The sequence below is a fragment of the Rhodanobacter sp. G1 genome, from assembly GCF_055397855.1.
Genome location: NZ_AP039674.1, coordinates 717228 through 733910, shown reverse-complemented (window position 1 = coordinate 733910; position 16683 = coordinate 717228). Strand labels below are relative to the sequence as shown.

Sequence of the window (16683 nt, the reverse complement as noted above, 5' to 3'; positions counted from 1 at the left end):
AGGACGGTTGCGGCACTCCATTCCCCGTTGCCTTCATGCCGATGCCGGCAGGCTGGCATGAAGGCATTTTTTTCGTCCGCGCGGCCATGGCTGCGACACGCTCGCGCTTTCGCAGCCGAAACGGCAAGGTGGTTGATGACTGCGTTTCCCGCGACCCGTTTCGGCAAGCCGCGCCACGGCCGGTTGGGCATGATCGCCATGGGCCTGGCATTGGCCGCCTGTGTGCCAGCGGCCGCGATGCCCGCGTGGAGCGGCGGCATCGCGACGGCCGCAGCGAGGGACGAAAGCCTGGCGAACGCGGCGTGTCGCGCCATCGCCGGGCGTGTCGATGCGACACCGGGCAACGGCCCCGTCCTGCTGCGCAGCTACGACAGCCGGCGCGGACAAGGTGCGCCCGATCTTCCGCCACTGCACTCGGCGGCCTTCACCTACGACAACGCGCTGGCCGTCATCGCCCTGCTCGCCTGTGGCCAGCGGCCACAGGCCGCGCGCATCGGCGAAGCGCTGCGACTCGCGGCAATGAACGGCACGCGCCTGCGCGACGCCTACCGCGCGTGCGCCGTCGGGAGCGACGGGCCGCAGCCGAACGGCTGGTGGGACGCAAGGCGGAAGCGCTGGATCGACGCCGCGCACGACTACGCCAGCGCGTACCAGGACGGCACCTCGTGCGGCAACGTCGCGTGGGCGGCGCTGGCGCTGCTGGCCCTGCACGACGCCACCGGCGAGGCGCGCTGGCGCGACGCGGCGATCCGCCTCGCTGGTTGGGTGGTAGCCCACGCATCGGACGCGCGTGGCGCGGGCGGCTTCGACGGCGGCATCGAATCCTGGCTGCTGGTACCGCGCAAGGCGACGTGGAAATCCACCGAGCACAACATCGACCTCGCCGCGCTGTTCGAGTGGCTGCAGCGCATCGCCGCACCGGGCGACTGGGCCGCGCCGGCAAGGCAAGCGCGCGGTTTCGTCGCCGCCCAATGGGACGCGGCGAGCGGCCATTTCTGGATGGGCACCCTGCCGGACGGCGCGACGCCGCTGCGCACGCCCTCCGCCCTCGACGTGCAGCTGTGGGCGCAGCTCCTGCCGAACGCGCCGAAGCAATGGCGGCGCGCGCTCGCCTGGGTGGAACGCACGAACGCCGTCGAAGGCGGCTTCGATTTCACCGACGCGCGCGACGGGCTATGGACGGAAGGCACCGCGCAAGCGGCGCTCACCTATCGCTGGCTGGGCCGCAAGGTCGAAGCGGACAAGCTGCTGGCGTCGGTCGCACGACAAGCATCGCCCGGCGGCTTCCTCTACGCCACGCCCCAGGCGCGCATCACCGCAGCGTATTCGTACTACTACCACCAGCCGCACCTCGCGGCGACGGCATGGGCCGTACTCGCCGCGTTGAACCGCAATCCCTACGTGCCCGTGAGAGGCACGGTCACGCGGTAAAGGCTGCACAGAGGCGGAAGGCCTACTCCACCGTCACCGACTTGGCGAGGTTGCGCGGCTGATCCACGTCGGTGCCGCGCAGCACGGCCACGTAGTAGGCCAGCAGTTGCAGCGGCACGGTGAACACTGCTGGGGCGATGAAGTCGCCGCCGGCGTCGACGCGCAGCAGGTGGCCGCGGGCGGCATTGCCATCCATTGGCGCAGCGCTGTCCGCGAACACGATCAGTTCGCCGCCACGGGCGCGCACTTCCTGCAGGTTGGATTTCAGCTTGTCCAGCAGCGGGCCGTTCGGTGCCACCGCCACCACCGGCATGTCCTCGTCCACCAACGCCAGCGGGCCGTGCTTCAGTTCGCCCGCGGGATAGGCCTCGGCGTGGATGTAGGAGATTTCCTTGAGCTTGAGCGAGCCTTCCAGCGCCACCGGGAACTGCGCGCCGCGCCCCAGGAACAGCGCGTGGTGGCGCGGGATGAAATGCGCCGCCAGCTCCACGATCTGCGGTTCCAGCCTGAGCGCATCCGCGATGGCATGCGGCAGGTGCTGCAGTTGCGCGCACAGGTCGGCGTAGCGCGCATCGTCCAGCCCATGTTGCCGCGCCAGCCGCAGCGCCAGCAGCGCCAGCGCGGCGAGCTGGGTGGTGAAGGCCTTGGTCGAGGCCACGCCGATTTCAGGGCCCGCGCGGGTCATCAGCTTGAGGTCGGCCTCGCGCACCACCGAGGATTCGGGCACGTTGCAGATCGCCAGCGTGCCGAGGTAGCCACGGCGGCGCGACTCGCGCATCGCGGCCAGCGTGTCGGCGGTTTCGCCGGACTGCGAGATCGCCACGAACAAGGTGCCCTCCGGCACCACCGCCTCGCGGTAGCGGTATTCGCTGGCCACCTCCACGCTCACCGGCAGGCGCGCGTATTCCTCGATCCAGTATTTCGCCACCAGGCCGGCGTGGTAGCTGGTGCCGCAGGCGATGATGTGCAGGCCGCGCACCTTGGCCAGCAATTCGTCGCCGCCCACGCCGAAGATGTTGGGCAGCACGCCGTGCGCGCCGATGCGCGATTCCAGCGTGTCCGCCACCGCGCGCGGCTGCTCGAAGATTTCCTTCTGCATGTAGTGGCGGTATTCGCCGCGTTCCACCGCATCGGCGGACAGCTCGCTCTCGTGCACCGCGCGCTCGACCGGCTGGCCGTCGAGGCCGAACACCTGCACGCGCTCACGGGTGATCTCGACGACGTCGTCCTCGTCGAGGTAGATCATCTTGTTGGTGACCTGGATCAGCGCCTGCGCGTCCGAGCCGAGGAAGTGCTCGCCGATGCCCACGCCCACCAGCAGCGGCGCACCGCGGCGCGCGCCAACCACGCGACCGGGCTCATCGCGGCTGATCGCGGCGATGGCGTAGGCGCCTTCCAGTTCGCGCACCACGGCCAGCACCGCGTCGCGCAGGTTCGCGCCCGCAGCGCGGCGCTGCTCGATCAGCGCCGCGATCACTTCGGTGTCGGTTTCGGAGGTGAACACGTGGCCGCGCGCCTTCAACTCCTCGCGCAGGCTGGCGTAGTTCTCGATGATGCCGTTGTGCACGATGGCGACGCGCCCGGCGACGTGCGGATGCGCGTTGGCCTCGTTCGGCACGCCGTGGGTGGCCCAGCGCGTGTGCGCGATGCCGGTGCCGCCGGGGAACGGCGCGGCCTGGTACTGCGCCTCCATCTCGCGCACCTTGCCCTTGGCGCGCACGCGGCGGATCTCGCCGCCTTCCAGCACGGCCAGGCCGGCCGAATCGTAGCCGCGGTATTCCAGCGCCTTGAGGCCGGCGATCAGCAACGGCGCCACGTCGCGCTGGGCGGCGGCGGCAACGATTCCACACATGGCGAAGCTCCGTGTCGGTGGATGCAAGCGAAGGCGGGGACTGTGCCGCCCACGCGTTTCAACCGGCTTTCGACACCGATGTCAGCTCGTCAGTTCACCTTGCGGCGTAGCCAGTTCAGCAGGTCGATGCGGGTGATCAGGCCGAGGAACTGCTCGCCGTCCATCACGATCGCCACGTGGCCGCGCTCGAACACCGGCAGCAGCGACTCGATCGGCGAGCGCACGTCGAGCATCTGCAGGTCGCTGATCATCGCCACCGACACCGGGTCGCGGAAGCGCGTCTCGTCGGCGTGCACGTGCAGCAGCACGTCCGATTCGTCGACGATGCCCACCAGCCGGTCGCCGTCCATCACCGGCAACTGCGAGACGTCGTACAGCTTCATGCGCGTGTAGGCGGTGATCAGCAGCTCGTGCGGGCCGATCACCACGGTGTCGCGCTTGGCGAACGGGCGCAGCAGCAGGTCGCGCAGGTCGCCGTGCTGCTCGCGATCGAGGAAGCCGTTGTCCAGCATCCAGTAGTCGTTGTAGAGCTTGGAGAGGTATTTGTTGCCGGTGTCGCAGACCAGGGTCACCACGCGCTTCGGCGCCGTCTGCTCGCGGCAGTACTTCAGCGCCGCGGCGAGCAGGGTGCCGGTGGAGGAACCGCCCAGCACGCCTTCTTTCGCCAACAGTTCGCGCGCGGCAAGGAAGCTCTCCTTGTCGCTGATCGCGTAGGCCTTCTTCACCCGCGAGAAATCGCTGATGGTCGGCAGGAAATCTTCGCCGATGCCTTCTACCAGCCAGCTCGACGACTTGGTGGAGAGCGTGCCCTCGTTGATGTACTGGGCGAGGATGGAACCCACTGGATCGGCAAGCACGATCTCGGTCTGCGGCGAGGTCTCGGCGAAGTACTGCGACAGGCCGGTCATGGTGCCGGAAGAACCGCAACCCACCACGATGGCGTCGATCCGCCCGTCCATCTGCTCGAGGATTTCCGGCCCGGTGGTTTCGATGTGCGCGCGCGGGTTGTCGGGGTTGCCGAACTGGTTGATGAAGTACGCGCCGGGCGTCTCGCGCGCGATGCGTTCCGCCATGTCCTGGTAGTACTCGGGATGGCCCTTGGCCACGTCCGAGCGCGTGAGCACGACCTCGGCGCCCATCGCCTTGAGGTTGAAGATCTTCTCGCGGCTCATCTTGTCCGGCACCACGAGGATCAGCCGGTAGCCCTTGGCCTGCGCCACCAAGGCAAGGCCCAGACCGGTGTTGCCCGCGGTGCCCTCGACCAGGATCGCGCCGGGCTTGATCTTGCCGGCCTTCTCGGCGCCTTCGATCATCGACAGGCCGATGCGATCCTTGATCGAGCCGCCCGGGTTCGCGCTCTCCAGCTTCAGGAACAGCTCGCACGGCCCGGTGTCCAGGCGCTGCGCGCGCAGCATCGGGGTGTTGCCGATCAGTTCGAGGACACTGCGCCGTATCGTCATGGAGAAACCATCGCTCGCCGGAAAGGCATCCATGATAGCCGAGCGCCGAAACGCCCCCGCGAAACGTCGCGGCCCCGGTCGGCTTCCTGCGCGGAAGCGGGCCGGGGCCGTCGTTGACGCGGGCGGATCTGCGATCAGCTGGAAAGCGAACGCCGGCCTTCCCACATGCGCTCGAGGCGCGTCTTGGCGTGCAGCTTTTCCTTCTTCATGCTGGCGAGGGTGAAGTCGTCGAGCGGGAGCACGCCGATCTCGGCGTCGTGCACCTTGCTGTCGAGTTCCCGGTGGTGCTGGAAGAGCCGGCGGAACTCCGCATTGGCCTTCATCAATGCTTCGACGTCATCACGCTGCTGGTTTTCGAACATGATCCAACCTCCTCGTGAGTAAGCATGCGGGCGCACGAGCGCGCCCATCCACCCGTGCGAGCCACGCGCACACGCTCCCGCCCACCCGCACCGACGACTCGGTTGGCGGGCGGAACATGGACGGGAAAGTGGGGCATGGTTCGAACCGGCAGGCATGGAGCGGAACGGCTCCATGGGTTCGACCCTACTCCCCCCGGAAAAGTGCCGCAAGCCCACGCGGAAGCCGGTGTTCCTGACCGCTAAAACGGCGTGAAACAGGCATGAAAAGCTGCCGGAGCAGCTTGTTGCGCCTGCCCCAAAAACACACGGCGCCGCTTTCGCGGCGCCGTGCCTGCAGGTGAATCGGTAGCCGCTTTGTCCAGGAGTGCAGCCATGGATGGCTGCCCGTTTGACTTTCGCAATCAGGGACGATTGCAAAGACCACTCCCGTTTGATCTCCGCGATCAAGGACGATCGCAAAAACTAAGGCTTGCCGCCCGCGTCCTGCTGCATCTGCGCGCGCATCGCCTTGGCGGCCTTGGCGGCCAGCGCGGCTTCGCGCTTGGCGGCGCGCGCCACGCGGCCCTGCGCCTCGGCCAGCCTCTTGGCCTTGGCGGCCTCGGCCTGGGCCTGCTGAGCCGCCTGCGAATAGGCCTCGCCCTGCTCCTGCAGGCGTTGCGCCTCTTCCTGCGCCATCTGGTACTGCAGGCGCTGGCGCTCCAGTTCGCGGCGCGCCGTCTCGGTTTCGCGCCGGGTGTTTTCCAGCTGGATCTGGTCGTGCTCGCGGTCGAGCTGGGCCAGCTTCATCTGGGCATCCTGCAATTGCGCGGAGGCGCGCGCCGTGTCTACCAGGCGTTCGGCCATGTACAGCGCGTGCGGGCGCTCGCTGGAGCCGGCCTGTGCCAGCTGGGCGATGGCGTTGCGGGCCAGCGACTGCTCGGCCTGCGCGTAATTGCCCAGCACCGGGTCGCCGGCGAGCTGGTTGAGGTTGCTGGTCAGCCGGCTGACGTCGATGTCGTCGCGACGCGCCTGCGCGGCGCCGGCCGCGCCCAGCGCGAGCAGGCTGGTGGCGAACAAGATGGCGGCGCGCTTCATGGCTGACCTCCCACGGGCTGGAAGCCCTGTGTTGCGTCGGTATCCTGGTTCTGCGCGGGCGCGGGCTGGAAGCCATCGCCCGACGAGGGCGCCGACAGCACGGACGCCGGCGGCGCCGGCATATCCTCCACCGGCGCGGCCGGCGGCAGCGTGCTGGCGCTGGCGGGCGGTGCCGCCGAGCCGGCGACGGCCGGCATCGGCAAGGGCTTCGCGAACTCGGCGGCGGCCGCGGCGGCGGCTTGCGCGCCCTTTTCGCGCAACTCGGCATTGGCGTCCATCTTGGCCTGGATCTGCGCCCGCGCCGCGCCCAGGTCGGCCTTGACCCGCGCCAGATCGGCGTCGGCGCGCGACTCGGCCGCCAGGTCGGCGGCCAGCGCGTACTTGCGGGCGGCCATGGCGCCCTGCGCCTGCTGGAACTTGTCCTGGGCGAAGCCCAGATCCACCGGGTCGTAATCCGCCGCGCCGGCGTCATGCGCGGCCTGCAGTTGCGACTGCGCCAGGTTCATGGATTCGTTCGGAGGGGGTACGCTGGCGCAACCGGCCAGCAGCAGCAACCCGGCCAGCAGACCCGCCCGCACCGGCGCGCTCAAGCCGGTCGGACGCCGGGTCGATAAAAGGGAGATGTGCACCATCACGCATTCCTGATTAAGCTTCTGCGCTTATTGTGGGCGTGCGCATTCGCTCAATGCAACGAGAACAGACAGGGGACTCGGCGTGGACATCGGTTACTTCCTCAAGTTGATGGTCGACAAGGGCGCCTCGGACATGTTCCTGTCCACCGGCGCGCCGGTGAACATCAAGGTCGAGGGCAAGCTCTACCCGCTCGGCAACACCGGGTTGCCCGGCGGCATGGTGAAGAAAATCGCCTACTCCCTGATGGACGAAGGCCAGGTGCCGCAGTTCGAGCGCGACCTCGAACTGAACATGGCGCTGGCGGTGAAGGAAGCCGGGCGCTTCCGCATCAACGTGTTCAAGCAGCGCGGCGAAGTGGGCATGGTGATCCGCGCGATCAAGAGCGAGATCCCCAACGTGGAGCAGCTGCAGCTGCCGCCGATCTTCCGCGAGCTGATCATGGAGCCGCGCGGGCTGATCCTGGTGGTGGGCGCCACCGGCTCGGGCAAGTCCACCACGCTGGCCTCGATGATCGACCACCGCAACACCAACTCGTCCAGCCACATCCTCACCATCGAGGATCCGATCGAGTACCTGCACCGGCACAAGCGCTCCATCGTCAACCAGCGCGAGGTGGGGCTGGACACGCACACCTACCACGAGGCGCTGAAGAACGCGATGCGCGAGGCGCCGGACGTCATCATGATCGGCGAGATCCGCGACACCGACACGATGGAAGCGGCCATCGCGTTCTCCGAGACCGGCCACCTGTGCCTGGCCACCCTGCACTCCAACAACGCCGACCAGACGCTGGAGCGCATCCTCAACTTCTTCCCCGAGTCGGCGCACAAGAACGTGCTGATGAACCTGGCGCTGAACCTCAGGGCGGTGATCAGCCAGCGCCTGGTGATCGGCAAGGACGGCCGCCGCATACCCGCGGTGGAGGTGCTGCTGAACACCCCGCTGATCCGCGACATGATCCGTCGCGGCCAGATCCACGAGGTGAAGGAGGCGATGGATCGCAGCCTGCAGGACGGCATGCAGACCTTCGACCAGTCGCTGTACCGGCTCTACAAGGAAGGCCGCATCGAGCTGGAGGAAGCGCTCAACAAGGCCGACTCCCGCGACGGCCTGGCGCTGAAGATCCGCCTTGCCGAAGGCGGTGGCAGCGGCTCGGACAGCAACGCGCTGATGGGCGGCAGCAACGACCCGTACGGCATGGGGTTCTGAACCCCGTGCCACGCCTCAAGGCGCCGGGTCAGCCCTTCGGCGCGTCCGGCTGCACTTCCGGCGCCGCCGCCTGGAACGCCTCCAGCTCGTTGCACGCCGCGTCGATGCGCCGGATCGTCGGGTAGTCGTCCAGCGGCAGTTTCCAGCGCCGCGCGTTGTACACCTGCGGGATCAGGCAGGCATCGGCCATGCCCGGCATGTCGCCATGGCAGAAGCGGCCGGTGGCTGCGTTTTCCGCCAGCATCGCCTCCAGCGCCGCGAAGCCGGTGGCTATCCAGTGCCGCGACCATGCGCCGCGCTGCGCCTCGTCGGCGCCCAGTTCGCCCTCCAGGTACTGCAGCACGCGCAGGTTGCCCAATGGATGGATGTCGCAGGCCACCAGTTGCGCCATCGCCCGCGCCTGCGCCCGGCCGCGCGCATCGGCCGGCAGCAGCGGCGGCTCGGGATGCAGTTCCTCGAGGTATTCCATGATCGCCAGCGACTGCGTCAGCACCCGGTCGCCATCGCACAGGCAAGGTATCAGCTGCTGCGGGTTCATCGCGGCGTAGGCCGGCGCGTGCTGCTCGCCGCCGTCCTTGACCAGGTGCACGGGGCGGTTTTCGTAGCCCAGTCCCTTGAGGTTCAGCGCGATGCGCACGCGATAGGCGGCGCTGGAACGCCAGTAGCCATACAGCACGAGATCGTAGGTCATGACGCGCGCCCCGCCGCCGAAAGTGCGCAGTGTAATTTGCATCCCCTCCTAACGGGCGTGAAAATACGCGGTTCCTGCCGCCGCCGCGGCCATCGCCACTCCCGGAGCCTGATGTGACCGTCCTGCGCATGAGCGACCTCGACCTCCACGGCCAGCGCGTGCTGATCCGCGAAGACCTCAACGTGCCGATCGACGACCACGGCCGGATCACCTCCACCCAGCGCCTCGATGCCGCCCTGCCGACGATCAGGGCCGCGCGCGACGCCGGCGCCAAGGTGATGGTGCTGTCGCACCTGGGCCGCCCAAAGGAAGGCCAGTTCGACGAGGCCTCCTCGCTGGCGCCGGTGGCGGCCTGGCTGGGCGACAAGCTGGGCAAGCCGGTGCGCCTGGTGCGCGACTACCTGGACGGCGTGGACGTGGCCGATGGCGAGGTGGTGGTGCTCGAGAACTGCCGCATGAACGTGGGCGAGGGCAAGGACGACGAAGCCCTGTCGAAGAAGTACGCCGCGCTGTGCGACATCTTCGTGATGGACGCCTTCGGCACCGCGCACCGCGCCCAGGCCTCCACCCACGGTGTCATCAAGTTCGCACCGGTGGCCGCGGCCGGCCCGCTGCTCTCGGCCGAGCTGGACGCGCTGGGCAAGGCGCTGGAGAACCCCGCGCACCCGCTGCTGGCCATCGTGGCCGGCTCCAAGGTCTCCACCAAGCTCACCCTGCTGGAGAACCTGATCGGCAAGGTCGACCAGCTGATCGTGGGCGGCGGCATCGCCAACACCTTCATCGCCGCGCTGGGCCATTCGGTGGGCAATTCGCTGGTCGAACCCGACCTGCTCGACGCCGCGAAGAAGGTGCTGGCCGACGCCAAGCGCCGCGGCGCCGAAGTGCCGCTGCCGGTGGACGTGGTAGTGGCGCCGGAGTTTTCCGCCAACGCGCCGGCCACGGTGAAGCCGGTGGATCAGGTGCGCGACGGCGAGATGATCCTCGACATCGGCCCGCAGACGGCGGCGAACTACGCCGCGCTGATCGCCAAGGCCGGCACCGTGGTGTGGAACGGCCCGGTCGGCGTGTTCGAGTTCGACGCCTTCGGCAAGGGCACCGAGACGCTGGCGCGCGCCATCGCCGCCTCGCCCGCGTTCTCCATCGCCGGCGGCGGCGACACCCTGGCCGCGGTGGACAAGTACGGTATCGAGAAGGACGTGTCGTACATTTCCACCGGCGGCGGCGCGTTCCTCGAATTTCTCGAAGGCAAGGAACTGCCGGCGGTGGCCGCGCTCAAGGCGCGCGCCGGCCAGTGACGCTCTGCCTGTTCGACCTCGACGGCACGCTGATCGATTCCGAGCCGGGCATCACCGCCTGCATCCGCTACGCTTTCGACAAGCTGGGCGTGCCGGCGCCGGCCGACCTGCGCCCGTGGATCGGCCCGCCGCTGCGGCACGGCTTCGCGCCGCTGCTGGAGCATGACGCCGCGCGCGTCGAGGCGGCGGTGGACTACTACCACGAGCGCTTCGCCACGCTGGGCTGGCGCGAGCACGCGGTCTACCCCGGCATCGCGGCAACCATCGAGCGGCTGCAGGCGGCCGGGCACACCCTGGCCGTGGTCACCAGCAAGCCCGAACTCCACGCGCGCCCCATCGTCGAGCACCTGCCGTTCGGCGCGGCGTTCAGCCGCCTGTACGGCCCCGATCCGGACAGTCCGCACAGCGAGAAGGCCTCGATGATCGCTGCCGCGCTGGCCGATTTCGGCGCTTCGCCCGAGCAGGCCGCGATGATCGGCGACCGCCGCTTCGACATCGAAGGCGCGCTGGCCAATCGCGTGCGCGCCGTCGGCGTGCTGTGGGGCTTCGGCAGCCGCGAGGAGCTGGAACTGGCCGGCGCGCAGGCGCTGGCGGACGAGCCCGGCCAGCTACCCCAATTACTGCACGCCTGAATTCGCGCAGACGAGGGCCGTGATGGAGCCGGCATTGTTTCTGGATGGATCCACGCGAGTGCAGCCCCTCACCCTGCCCTCTCCCCAGAGGGGAGAGGGAAAACGCAAAGGCGTCAGCCGGCGACGCGCTTCACCGCATCGACCACGTTCGCCACGGTGATGCCGAAGTAGTCGAACAGCTGCTCGGCCGGCGCCGAGGCGCCGAAGGTGGTCATGCCGATCACCTCGCCGTCCAGGCCCACGTACTTGCGCCAGAAATCGGTGATGGCGGCTTCCACCGCCACGCGCGCGCGGCACCAGCCGGGCAGCACGCCTTCGCGGTATTCCGGTGGTTGGGCATCGAAAGTCTCGGTGCAGGGCATCGACACCACGCGCACCGGCACGCCCTGCTGCGCCAGCGTGCGCATCGCCTCCATCGCCAGTTCCACCTCGGAGCCGGTGGCGATCAGGATGGCCTTGAACTTGGTATCCGCCGGGTCGGACAGCACGTAGGCGCCGCGCGCGATGTCGGCCAGCTGCTGCGGCGTGCGCTGCTGGTGCTTCAGCGTCTGGCGCGAGAACACCAGGCAGGACGGGCCTTCGCGGCGCTCGACCGCGGCCTTCCACGACACCGCCGATTCCACCGCGTCGCAGGGGCGCCACACGCGGTTGTTGGGGATGATGCGCAGGCTGGCCAGGTGCTCCACCGGCTGGTGGGTGGGGCCGTCCTCGCCCAGGCCGATCGAGTCGTGGGTGTAGACGTGGATGGAGTGCGCGGGGATCAGCGCGCTCATGCGCACCGCGTTGCGCGCGTAGTCGGAGAACACCAGGAAGGTGGCGTCGTAGGGGATGAAGCCGCCGTGCAGCGCGATGCCGTTGCCGATCGCGGTCATGCCGAACTCGCGCACGCCGGAATGGATGTAGTTGGCGTTCGGGCTGGCTTCGGTGACGCTCACCGAGCCCTTCCAGAGGGTGAGGTTGGAGCCCGCGAGGTCGGCCGAGCCGCCGATCAGTTCCGGCAGCAGCGGGCCGTAGGCGTCCAGCGTCATCTGCGAGGCCTTGCGGCTGGCCACGTCCGGGCCTTCGGCCTGCAGCTTGTCGACCCAGGCCTGCGACTTCGCGGCCCAGTCCGCGGGCAGCTCGGCGGCGAGGCGGCGCTTCAGCTCGGCGGCCAGCTCGGGGTGCGCCTTGGCGTAGGCGTCGAACAGCGCGTTCCACTCGGCCTCGCGCTTCGCACCGGCGGCCTTGGCGTCCCAGCCGGCGTAGATCTCGGCGGGAATCTCGAACGGCGGGGAACGCCAGTCCAGCATGTCGCGCGCGGCGGCCACCTCGTCCTTGCCCAGCGCCGCGCCGTGGCAGGCCTCGGTGCCCTCCTTGTGCGGCGAGCCGAAGCCGATGATGGTCTTGCACATCACCAGCGTGGGCCTGGCGGTCTCGGCCTTGGCGGCGGCCAGCGCGGCTTTGATCTTCTCCGCGTCATGGCCGTCCACGTCGCGGATCACGTGCCAGCCGCAGGCCTCGAAGCGCATCGCGGTGTCGTCGGTGAACCAGCCCGGCACTTCGCCGTCGATGGAAATGTTGTTGTCGTCGTAGACCAGGGTGAGCTTCCCCAGCTTCCAGGTACCGGCCAGCGAGATCGCCTCCTGCGAAACACCTTCCATCAGGCAGCCGTCGCCGCAGAACACCCAGGTGTGGTGGTCGACGACGTCGAAGCCCGGCCGGTTGAAGCGCTCGGCCAGCACCTTCTCCGCCAGCGCGAAGCCCACGCCGTTGGCGATGCCCTGGCCCAGCGGGCCGGTGGTGGTTTCCACGCCCACCGTGTGGTGCGCCTCCGGGTGGCCCGGCGTCTTCGAATGCAGCTGGCGGAAGCGCTCCAGCTCGCTCATCGGCAGGTCGTAGCCGGTGAGGTGCAGCAGCGCGTACTGCAGCATCGAGCCGTGGCCGTTGGAAAGCATGAAGCGGTCGCGGTTGAACCAGTGCGGGTTGGCCGGGTTGTGGCTGTGGAAATCGTTCCACAGCACCTCGGCGATGTCGGCCATGCCCATCGGCATGCCCGGATGACCGGAATTGGCCTTCTGCACGGCATCCATGGCAAGGGCTCGCACGGCATTGGCGAGTTGGCGGCGGGTGGTCATGGGAAAGCTCCGGGCGGCGACGGAAAACGCGCATTGTCCCCGATCCGCACGAGGCTGTCGCGCACGATGACCGCTCGATGGCCTCGTGGGCGCCTTGCCGCAAAAGTTAATCGCGACTTAATACTGAACTAGCAAGTATTGAATCTTTCGCCCCCGGCAACCATCCAAGCACTGTGTCCGGCATTTCCCCGATGCCGGACATGCGGCACCGGCTCTTTCCCCATGACCGGCGACCGCCTTCCCATAACAGGAGACTCTCCATGAAGAAGACTTTGCTCGCCCTTGCCCTCGCCTCCACCGGCCTGCTGGCCGTCCCCGCCGCCTTCGCGCAGAACGCGCCGGCCGACAACGGCGGCTGGTTCATCAACGGCAACGTGGGCCGTACCGCCATCGACAAGGGCCCGTACGACGGCCACGACACCGGTTACGCGCTGAACGGCGGCTACCGCTGGGCACTGTCGCCGAACTTCGCGCTGGGCGCGGAAGTGGGCTACAACGACCTGGGCAACATCCGTGCGAAGAACATCTTCAACAGCCAGCCTGTGGTCGCCCCCGGCAAGTCGCAGCTGCACGGCTGGACGGCCGGCGTGAACGCCCACCTCGACCTCAGCCCGAGCTGGTATCTCAGCGCCCGCACCGGCCTCTACAGCTGGACCGGCCACGGCATGAGCAACGACGTGAACCCGGTGCGCAAGAGCCTGGACGACAACAGCTGGTACGGCGGCGTGGGCGTGGGCTACAACCTCACGCAGAACGTCAGCGTCGGCCTGAACTACGACTACTTCGACGCCAAGAAGCACAACGTCGACCTCAGCACCGACATGATCTCGGCCAGCGCGGAATTCCGCTTCTGACCAGGCCATCGCCGGTTGCACGCAACCACGAAGGGCGCCGCAAGGCGCCCTTCGTCCGTTTGGCGATCCTTGAAGCCTTGCAAACACGCCCTTAACATCCGGCGGTCGCTGGAAAGGGCGACACGACAATTTCTCAGGGCACAAGGAAAACCCTTCATGGACAACCGGAAACTGCTTACGCTCGTCGCCGCCACCTGCGGACTCTTCGCCGCCACCGCCCACGCCGACCAGACCAATGGCTGGTTCGTCAACGGCAATGTCGGCACCGCCCACTACAAGGCCACGGTCGATGGCGATGGCACAGGCACCGACAGCAATACCGCCTTCATGCTCAACGCGGGCTACCGCGACCAGGGCATCCTCGGCTTCGAGGCCGGCTACACCAACCTCGGCAGCGTCAGCTCGAAGGACAGCTACGGCGACCGCTACAAGCTCAAGGGCGATGGCTGGACGCTCGGCCTGAACGGCCACTTCAACTTCAACGACCACTGGTACATGTCGGCCCGCGCCGGCGGCTTCCTGTGGAAGCTGAAGGCCACTGCCACGATCAACGACGGCACCTTCACGGAAACCGACCGCGCCAGCAAGCAGGGGCTCGGCTGGTACGCCGGCCTGGGCACCGGCTACGACATCGACAAGCACTGGAGCGTGGGAGCGGCTTTCGACTACTACAACATGCGCAGCCGCGGCGAGTACGAGATCGGCACGCGCGTCTTCTCGGTCAACGCCGAATATCGCTTCTGAGGCGTGTTTCAGGCAAAAGCGAAACGGGCGCCGCGAGGCGCCCGTTTCGTTTGAGCGGCGCGGCCACGGATGGCCGCCCGCCTGGCTCTCGCGATCGCAGTCGATCGCAAAATTCAAACACTCAGCCGTTCCAGCGGCCCAGCGCGGCGAGGCCGTTGTCCTTGGCGCGCGCGTGCACGGTCTTCTGCGCCTCGGCGTAGTTGGCCTTCATGTCCTTGGCCCACAGCTTGAGCGCGGCCTGCTGCATGGCGCGGCCGTAGGAGAACGACAGCGGCCACGGGTGCGGGCCGATGCGGTTCATCGCGTTGAGGTGGGCGGTGCTCTGCTCGTCGGTCTGGCCGCCGGAGAGGAACACGATGCCCGGCAGCGAGGCCGGCACGCAGGTCTTCAGCACGCGCACGGTGGCCTCGGCCACTTCCTCGACGTCGGCCTGCTCGGAGGAATCCTTGCCCGGGATCACCATGCTGACCTTGAGGATGGTGCCTTCCAGCATCACGTTCTGCTCGTACAGCGCGCCGAACAGGCTGCGCAGCACGGCTTCGTGCACCTCGTAGCTCACCTCGATGCTGTGGTCGCCGTCCATGATGACTTCCGGCTCCACCATCGGCACCAGGCCGGCCTCCTGGCACAGCGCGGCGTAGCGCGCCAGCGCGTGGCAGTTCGCCTCGATGGCGGTGGAGGACGGGTTGTCCTCGCTGATGTTGATCACGGCGCGCCACTTGGCGAACTGCGCGCCCAGCTTCACGTATTCGGCGAGGCGCTCGCGCAGGCCGTCGAGGCCCTCGGTGACCACGTCGCCGGGGAAGCCGGCCAGCGGCACCGGGCCCTTGTCCACCTTGATGCCCGGGATGATGCCGAGCTTCTTCATCAGCTGGGTGAACGGCACGCCGTCCTTGGTGGACTGGCGGATGGTCTCGTCGTACAGGATCGCGCCGGAGATGTGCTCGTTGAGGCCCGGCGTGGTGAGCAGCAACTCGCGGTAGGCGCGGCGGTTCTCTTCCGTGTTCTCGATGCCGACGGCCTCGAAACGCTTCTTGATGGTGTTGGTCGACTCGTCGATGGCGATGATGCCCTTGCCGGGGGCGACCATGGCCAGCGCAACGCTTTCGAGATCTTCGATACTCATGACGGCTCCGTACGACGAGGCGTGATCCGCCCGTTCAAGGTGGATGCCGCCCTGGCGGGCGGCGGGATGTAAGGCCGCGGATTATAACGAAACCGACTGAGAGCCTGCTCGATATCTCCGCATGGCCCGCGGAGAAATCGAGCAGGTTCTTGCGCCGATCACTGCCCGTAGCCGGGCAATTTGCAGGGTTCCATCACCTTCTGCATGCCCTCCGGGCCGTCAGGCGCGTTGAACGGCACGATGTAGTAGGTGTCGATCGGCTGGTCGATGCGGTTGGTGAGCGAAGGACCGTAGCGGAAGTTCTTCACCGCGGTCACCGCGGCGTTGCCCAGGTCGCTCCTGGGCACCAGCTTGGCCAGCTGCACGTTCATCGGCACGCCGTCGGAACCGATGGTGTAGGTCACCGCCGCGCAGCCGGGCTTGTCCAGGTTGTCGCCCGAGTTGGGCAGATCCGTCTGTACTTTGGTATTGAGGCGGATCCAGTAGTGGTACTGGTTCTGCGGATCGATCCGGTGCGACGACTGCGCCAGTACCGGCAAGGCGCAAACCAGCGCCGGCACCAGCAGCAGGGAACGGATCAGGCGGGAGGCGTTCGAGTTCATGACGGGTACTCCGGCGGGGTTGGGGACGCCGACAGTCTAGTCGCGCGGCGCGATCCCGTCGTCACCCTCGGCCGCCGGCCGCATCGGATAGCCACGCAGGCGCCACACCAGGCTTGCCAGGCCGCGTGCGCCCAGGATCAACGCCAAGCCACACGCCGCTTGCGCAAGGTAGAAAATCATCCAGTGCCATTCCGCCACCGGCAGCAGGCCCGTGGAGGAATCGGCCAGGCGGCTCTTGAAGAACAGCATGCTCAGGCCGTGCCCGAACAGGCCGGCCACGCCCGACACGGCCAGCATGGCGCCAGTCACGGCCAGCGCCACCGCCATCAAGGCGTCGGCGCCCAGCCCCACTTCCAGCGTTTCGTGGCCGCTACGGCCGACGGCCCAGCGCGCAAGGACGCCGGGCCACAACCACAGCGCCCCCGCAATCAGCAGACCGAACAGGGCAAGCAATACCGCATCGAGGGCGAACCCGCCCTCCGGGGATTGCCACAGGAACACCGGCAAGCGCTCGAACAGGCCGACGGCCATCAAGACCGCGCCTAGGCGAATGGCGACGCACAGCACCGTGTAGAGCGTGGTTTTCATTCCCTTCCCCGTTCCG

Annotated in this window: 16 protein-coding genes; 6 read left to right on the top strand and 10 right to left on the bottom strand. The window is 68.1% G+C overall.

What is annotated here, in order from left to right:
* Window positions 1-135: 135 nt before the first annotated feature.
* Entirely contained in the window at window positions 136-1431 is a 1296-nt protein-coding gene (locus ACZ5Z2_RS03095; protein WP_464760517.1) for a hypothetical protein, read from the top strand.
* A 22-nt stretch (window positions 1432-1453) separates the two neighbouring features.
* On the opposite strand, the gene glmS is transcribed toward ACZ5Z2_RS03095, so the two are convergent.
* The 5 genes from glmS to ACZ5Z2_RS03070 form a co-directional block, all read right to left on the bottom strand.
* The gene (gene glmS, locus ACZ5Z2_RS03090) at window positions 1454-3283 is read right to left on the bottom strand and encodes a glutamine--fructose-6-phosphate transaminase (isomerizing) (protein WP_464760516.1); all 1830 of its coding nucleotides are present in this window, start codon (window positions 3281-3283) and stop codon (window positions 1454-1456) included.
* A gap of 89 nt (window positions 3284-3372) precedes the next feature.
* Entirely contained in the window at window positions 3373-4743 is a 1371-nt protein-coding gene (locus ACZ5Z2_RS03085; protein WP_464760515.1) for a pyridoxal-phosphate dependent enzyme, read from the bottom strand.
* Window positions 4744-4877: 134 nt separating this feature from the next.
* The gene (locus tag ACZ5Z2_RS03080; protein WP_464760514.1) at window positions 4878-5105 is read right to left on the bottom strand and encodes a YdcH family protein; all 228 of its coding nucleotides are present in this window, start codon (window positions 5103-5105) and stop codon (window positions 4878-4880) included.
* Window positions 5106-5567: 462 nt separating this feature from the next.
* The gene (locus ACZ5Z2_RS03075; RefSeq protein ID WP_464760513.1) at window positions 5568-6179 is read right to left on the bottom strand and encodes a hypothetical protein; all 612 of its coding nucleotides are present in this window, start codon (window positions 6177-6179) and stop codon (window positions 5568-5570) included.
* Window positions 6176-6811, bottom strand: coding sequence for a DUF4398 domain-containing protein (locus tag ACZ5Z2_RS03070; protein WP_464760512.1), 636 nt, complete (start codon window positions 6809-6811; stop codon window positions 6176-6178). Before ACZ5Z2_RS03070 ends, ACZ5Z2_RS03075 begins: the two co-directional genes overlap by 4 nt.
* Before the next feature lie 82 nt (window positions 6812-6893).
* Between ACZ5Z2_RS03070 and ACZ5Z2_RS03065 the strand changes: the two genes are divergently transcribed.
* A complete protein-coding gene (locus ACZ5Z2_RS03065) occupies window positions 6894-8021 on the top strand; it encodes a PilT/PilU family type 4a pilus ATPase (RefSeq protein ID WP_464760511.1) in 1128 nt (375 codons plus the stop codon).
* A gap of 28 nt (window positions 8022-8049) precedes the next feature.
* Here ACZ5Z2_RS03065 and maiA read toward each other — a convergent pair whose 3' ends face one another.
* Window positions 8050-8712 carry a maleylacetoacetate isomerase gene (gene maiA / locus ACZ5Z2_RS03060; RefSeq protein ID WP_464760510.1) on the bottom strand — a complete coding sequence of 221 codons (663 nt, stop codon included), beginning with the start codon at window positions 8710-8712 and terminating at the stop codon, window positions 8050-8052.
* Between the two features lie 113 nt (window positions 8713-8825).
* Here maiA and ACZ5Z2_RS03055 point away from each other — a divergent pair, with 113 nt between their 5' ends.
* Both ACZ5Z2_RS03055 and ACZ5Z2_RS03050 read left to right on the top strand, forming a co-directional pair.
* On the top strand, window positions 8826-10007 hold the full coding sequence (locus ACZ5Z2_RS03055; protein WP_464760509.1) for a phosphoglycerate kinase: 1182 nt from the start codon (window positions 8826-8828) through the stop codon (window positions 10005-10007).
* Window positions 10004-10639: an HAD hydrolase-like protein gene (locus ACZ5Z2_RS03050; protein WP_464760508.1), complete on the top strand. Its 636-nt coding sequence runs from the start codon at window positions 10004-10006 to the stop codon at window positions 10637-10639. Before ACZ5Z2_RS03055 ends, ACZ5Z2_RS03050 begins: the two co-directional genes overlap by 4 nt.
* Before the next feature lie 113 nt (window positions 10640-10752).
* On the opposite strand, the gene tkt is transcribed toward ACZ5Z2_RS03050, so the two are convergent.
* Entirely contained in the window at window positions 10753-12753 is a 2001-nt protein-coding gene (gene tkt / locus ACZ5Z2_RS03045; protein WP_464760507.1) for a transketolase, read from the bottom strand.
* Window positions 12754-13013: 260 nt separating this feature from the next.
* On the opposite strand from tkt, the gene ACZ5Z2_RS03040 reads away from it, so the two are divergent.
* Both ACZ5Z2_RS03040 and ACZ5Z2_RS03035 read left to right on the top strand, forming a co-directional pair.
* Window positions 13014-13607, top strand: a complete 594-nt coding sequence (locus ACZ5Z2_RS03040) for a porin family protein (RefSeq protein ID WP_464760506.1) — start codon at window positions 13014-13016, stop codon at window positions 13605-13607.
* A gap of 156 nt (window positions 13608-13763) precedes the next feature.
* On the top strand, window positions 13764-14351 hold the full coding sequence (locus tag ACZ5Z2_RS03035) for a porin family protein (protein WP_464760505.1): 588 nt from the start codon (window positions 13764-13766) through the stop codon (window positions 14349-14351).
* Window positions 14352-14472: 121 nt separating this feature from the next.
* On the opposite strand, the gene ACZ5Z2_RS03030 is transcribed toward ACZ5Z2_RS03035, so the two are convergent.
* From ACZ5Z2_RS03030 to ACZ5Z2_RS03020, 3 genes are all read right to left on the bottom strand, one after another.
* Window positions 14473-15477: a class I fructose-bisphosphate aldolase gene (locus ACZ5Z2_RS03030; RefSeq protein ID WP_464760504.1), complete on the bottom strand. Its 1005-nt coding sequence runs from the start codon at window positions 15475-15477 to the stop codon at window positions 14473-14475.
* A 158-nt stretch (window positions 15478-15635) separates the two neighbouring features.
* Window positions 15636-16079, bottom strand: coding sequence for an energy transducer TonB (locus ACZ5Z2_RS03025; RefSeq protein WP_464760503.1), 444 nt, complete (start codon window positions 16077-16079; stop codon window positions 15636-15638).
* A gap of 36 nt (window positions 16080-16115) precedes the next feature.
* A complete protein-coding gene (locus ACZ5Z2_RS03020) occupies window positions 16116-16667 on the bottom strand; it encodes a hypothetical protein (protein WP_464760502.1) in 552 nt (183 codons plus the stop codon).
* Window positions 16668-16683: the final 16 nt, after the last annotated feature.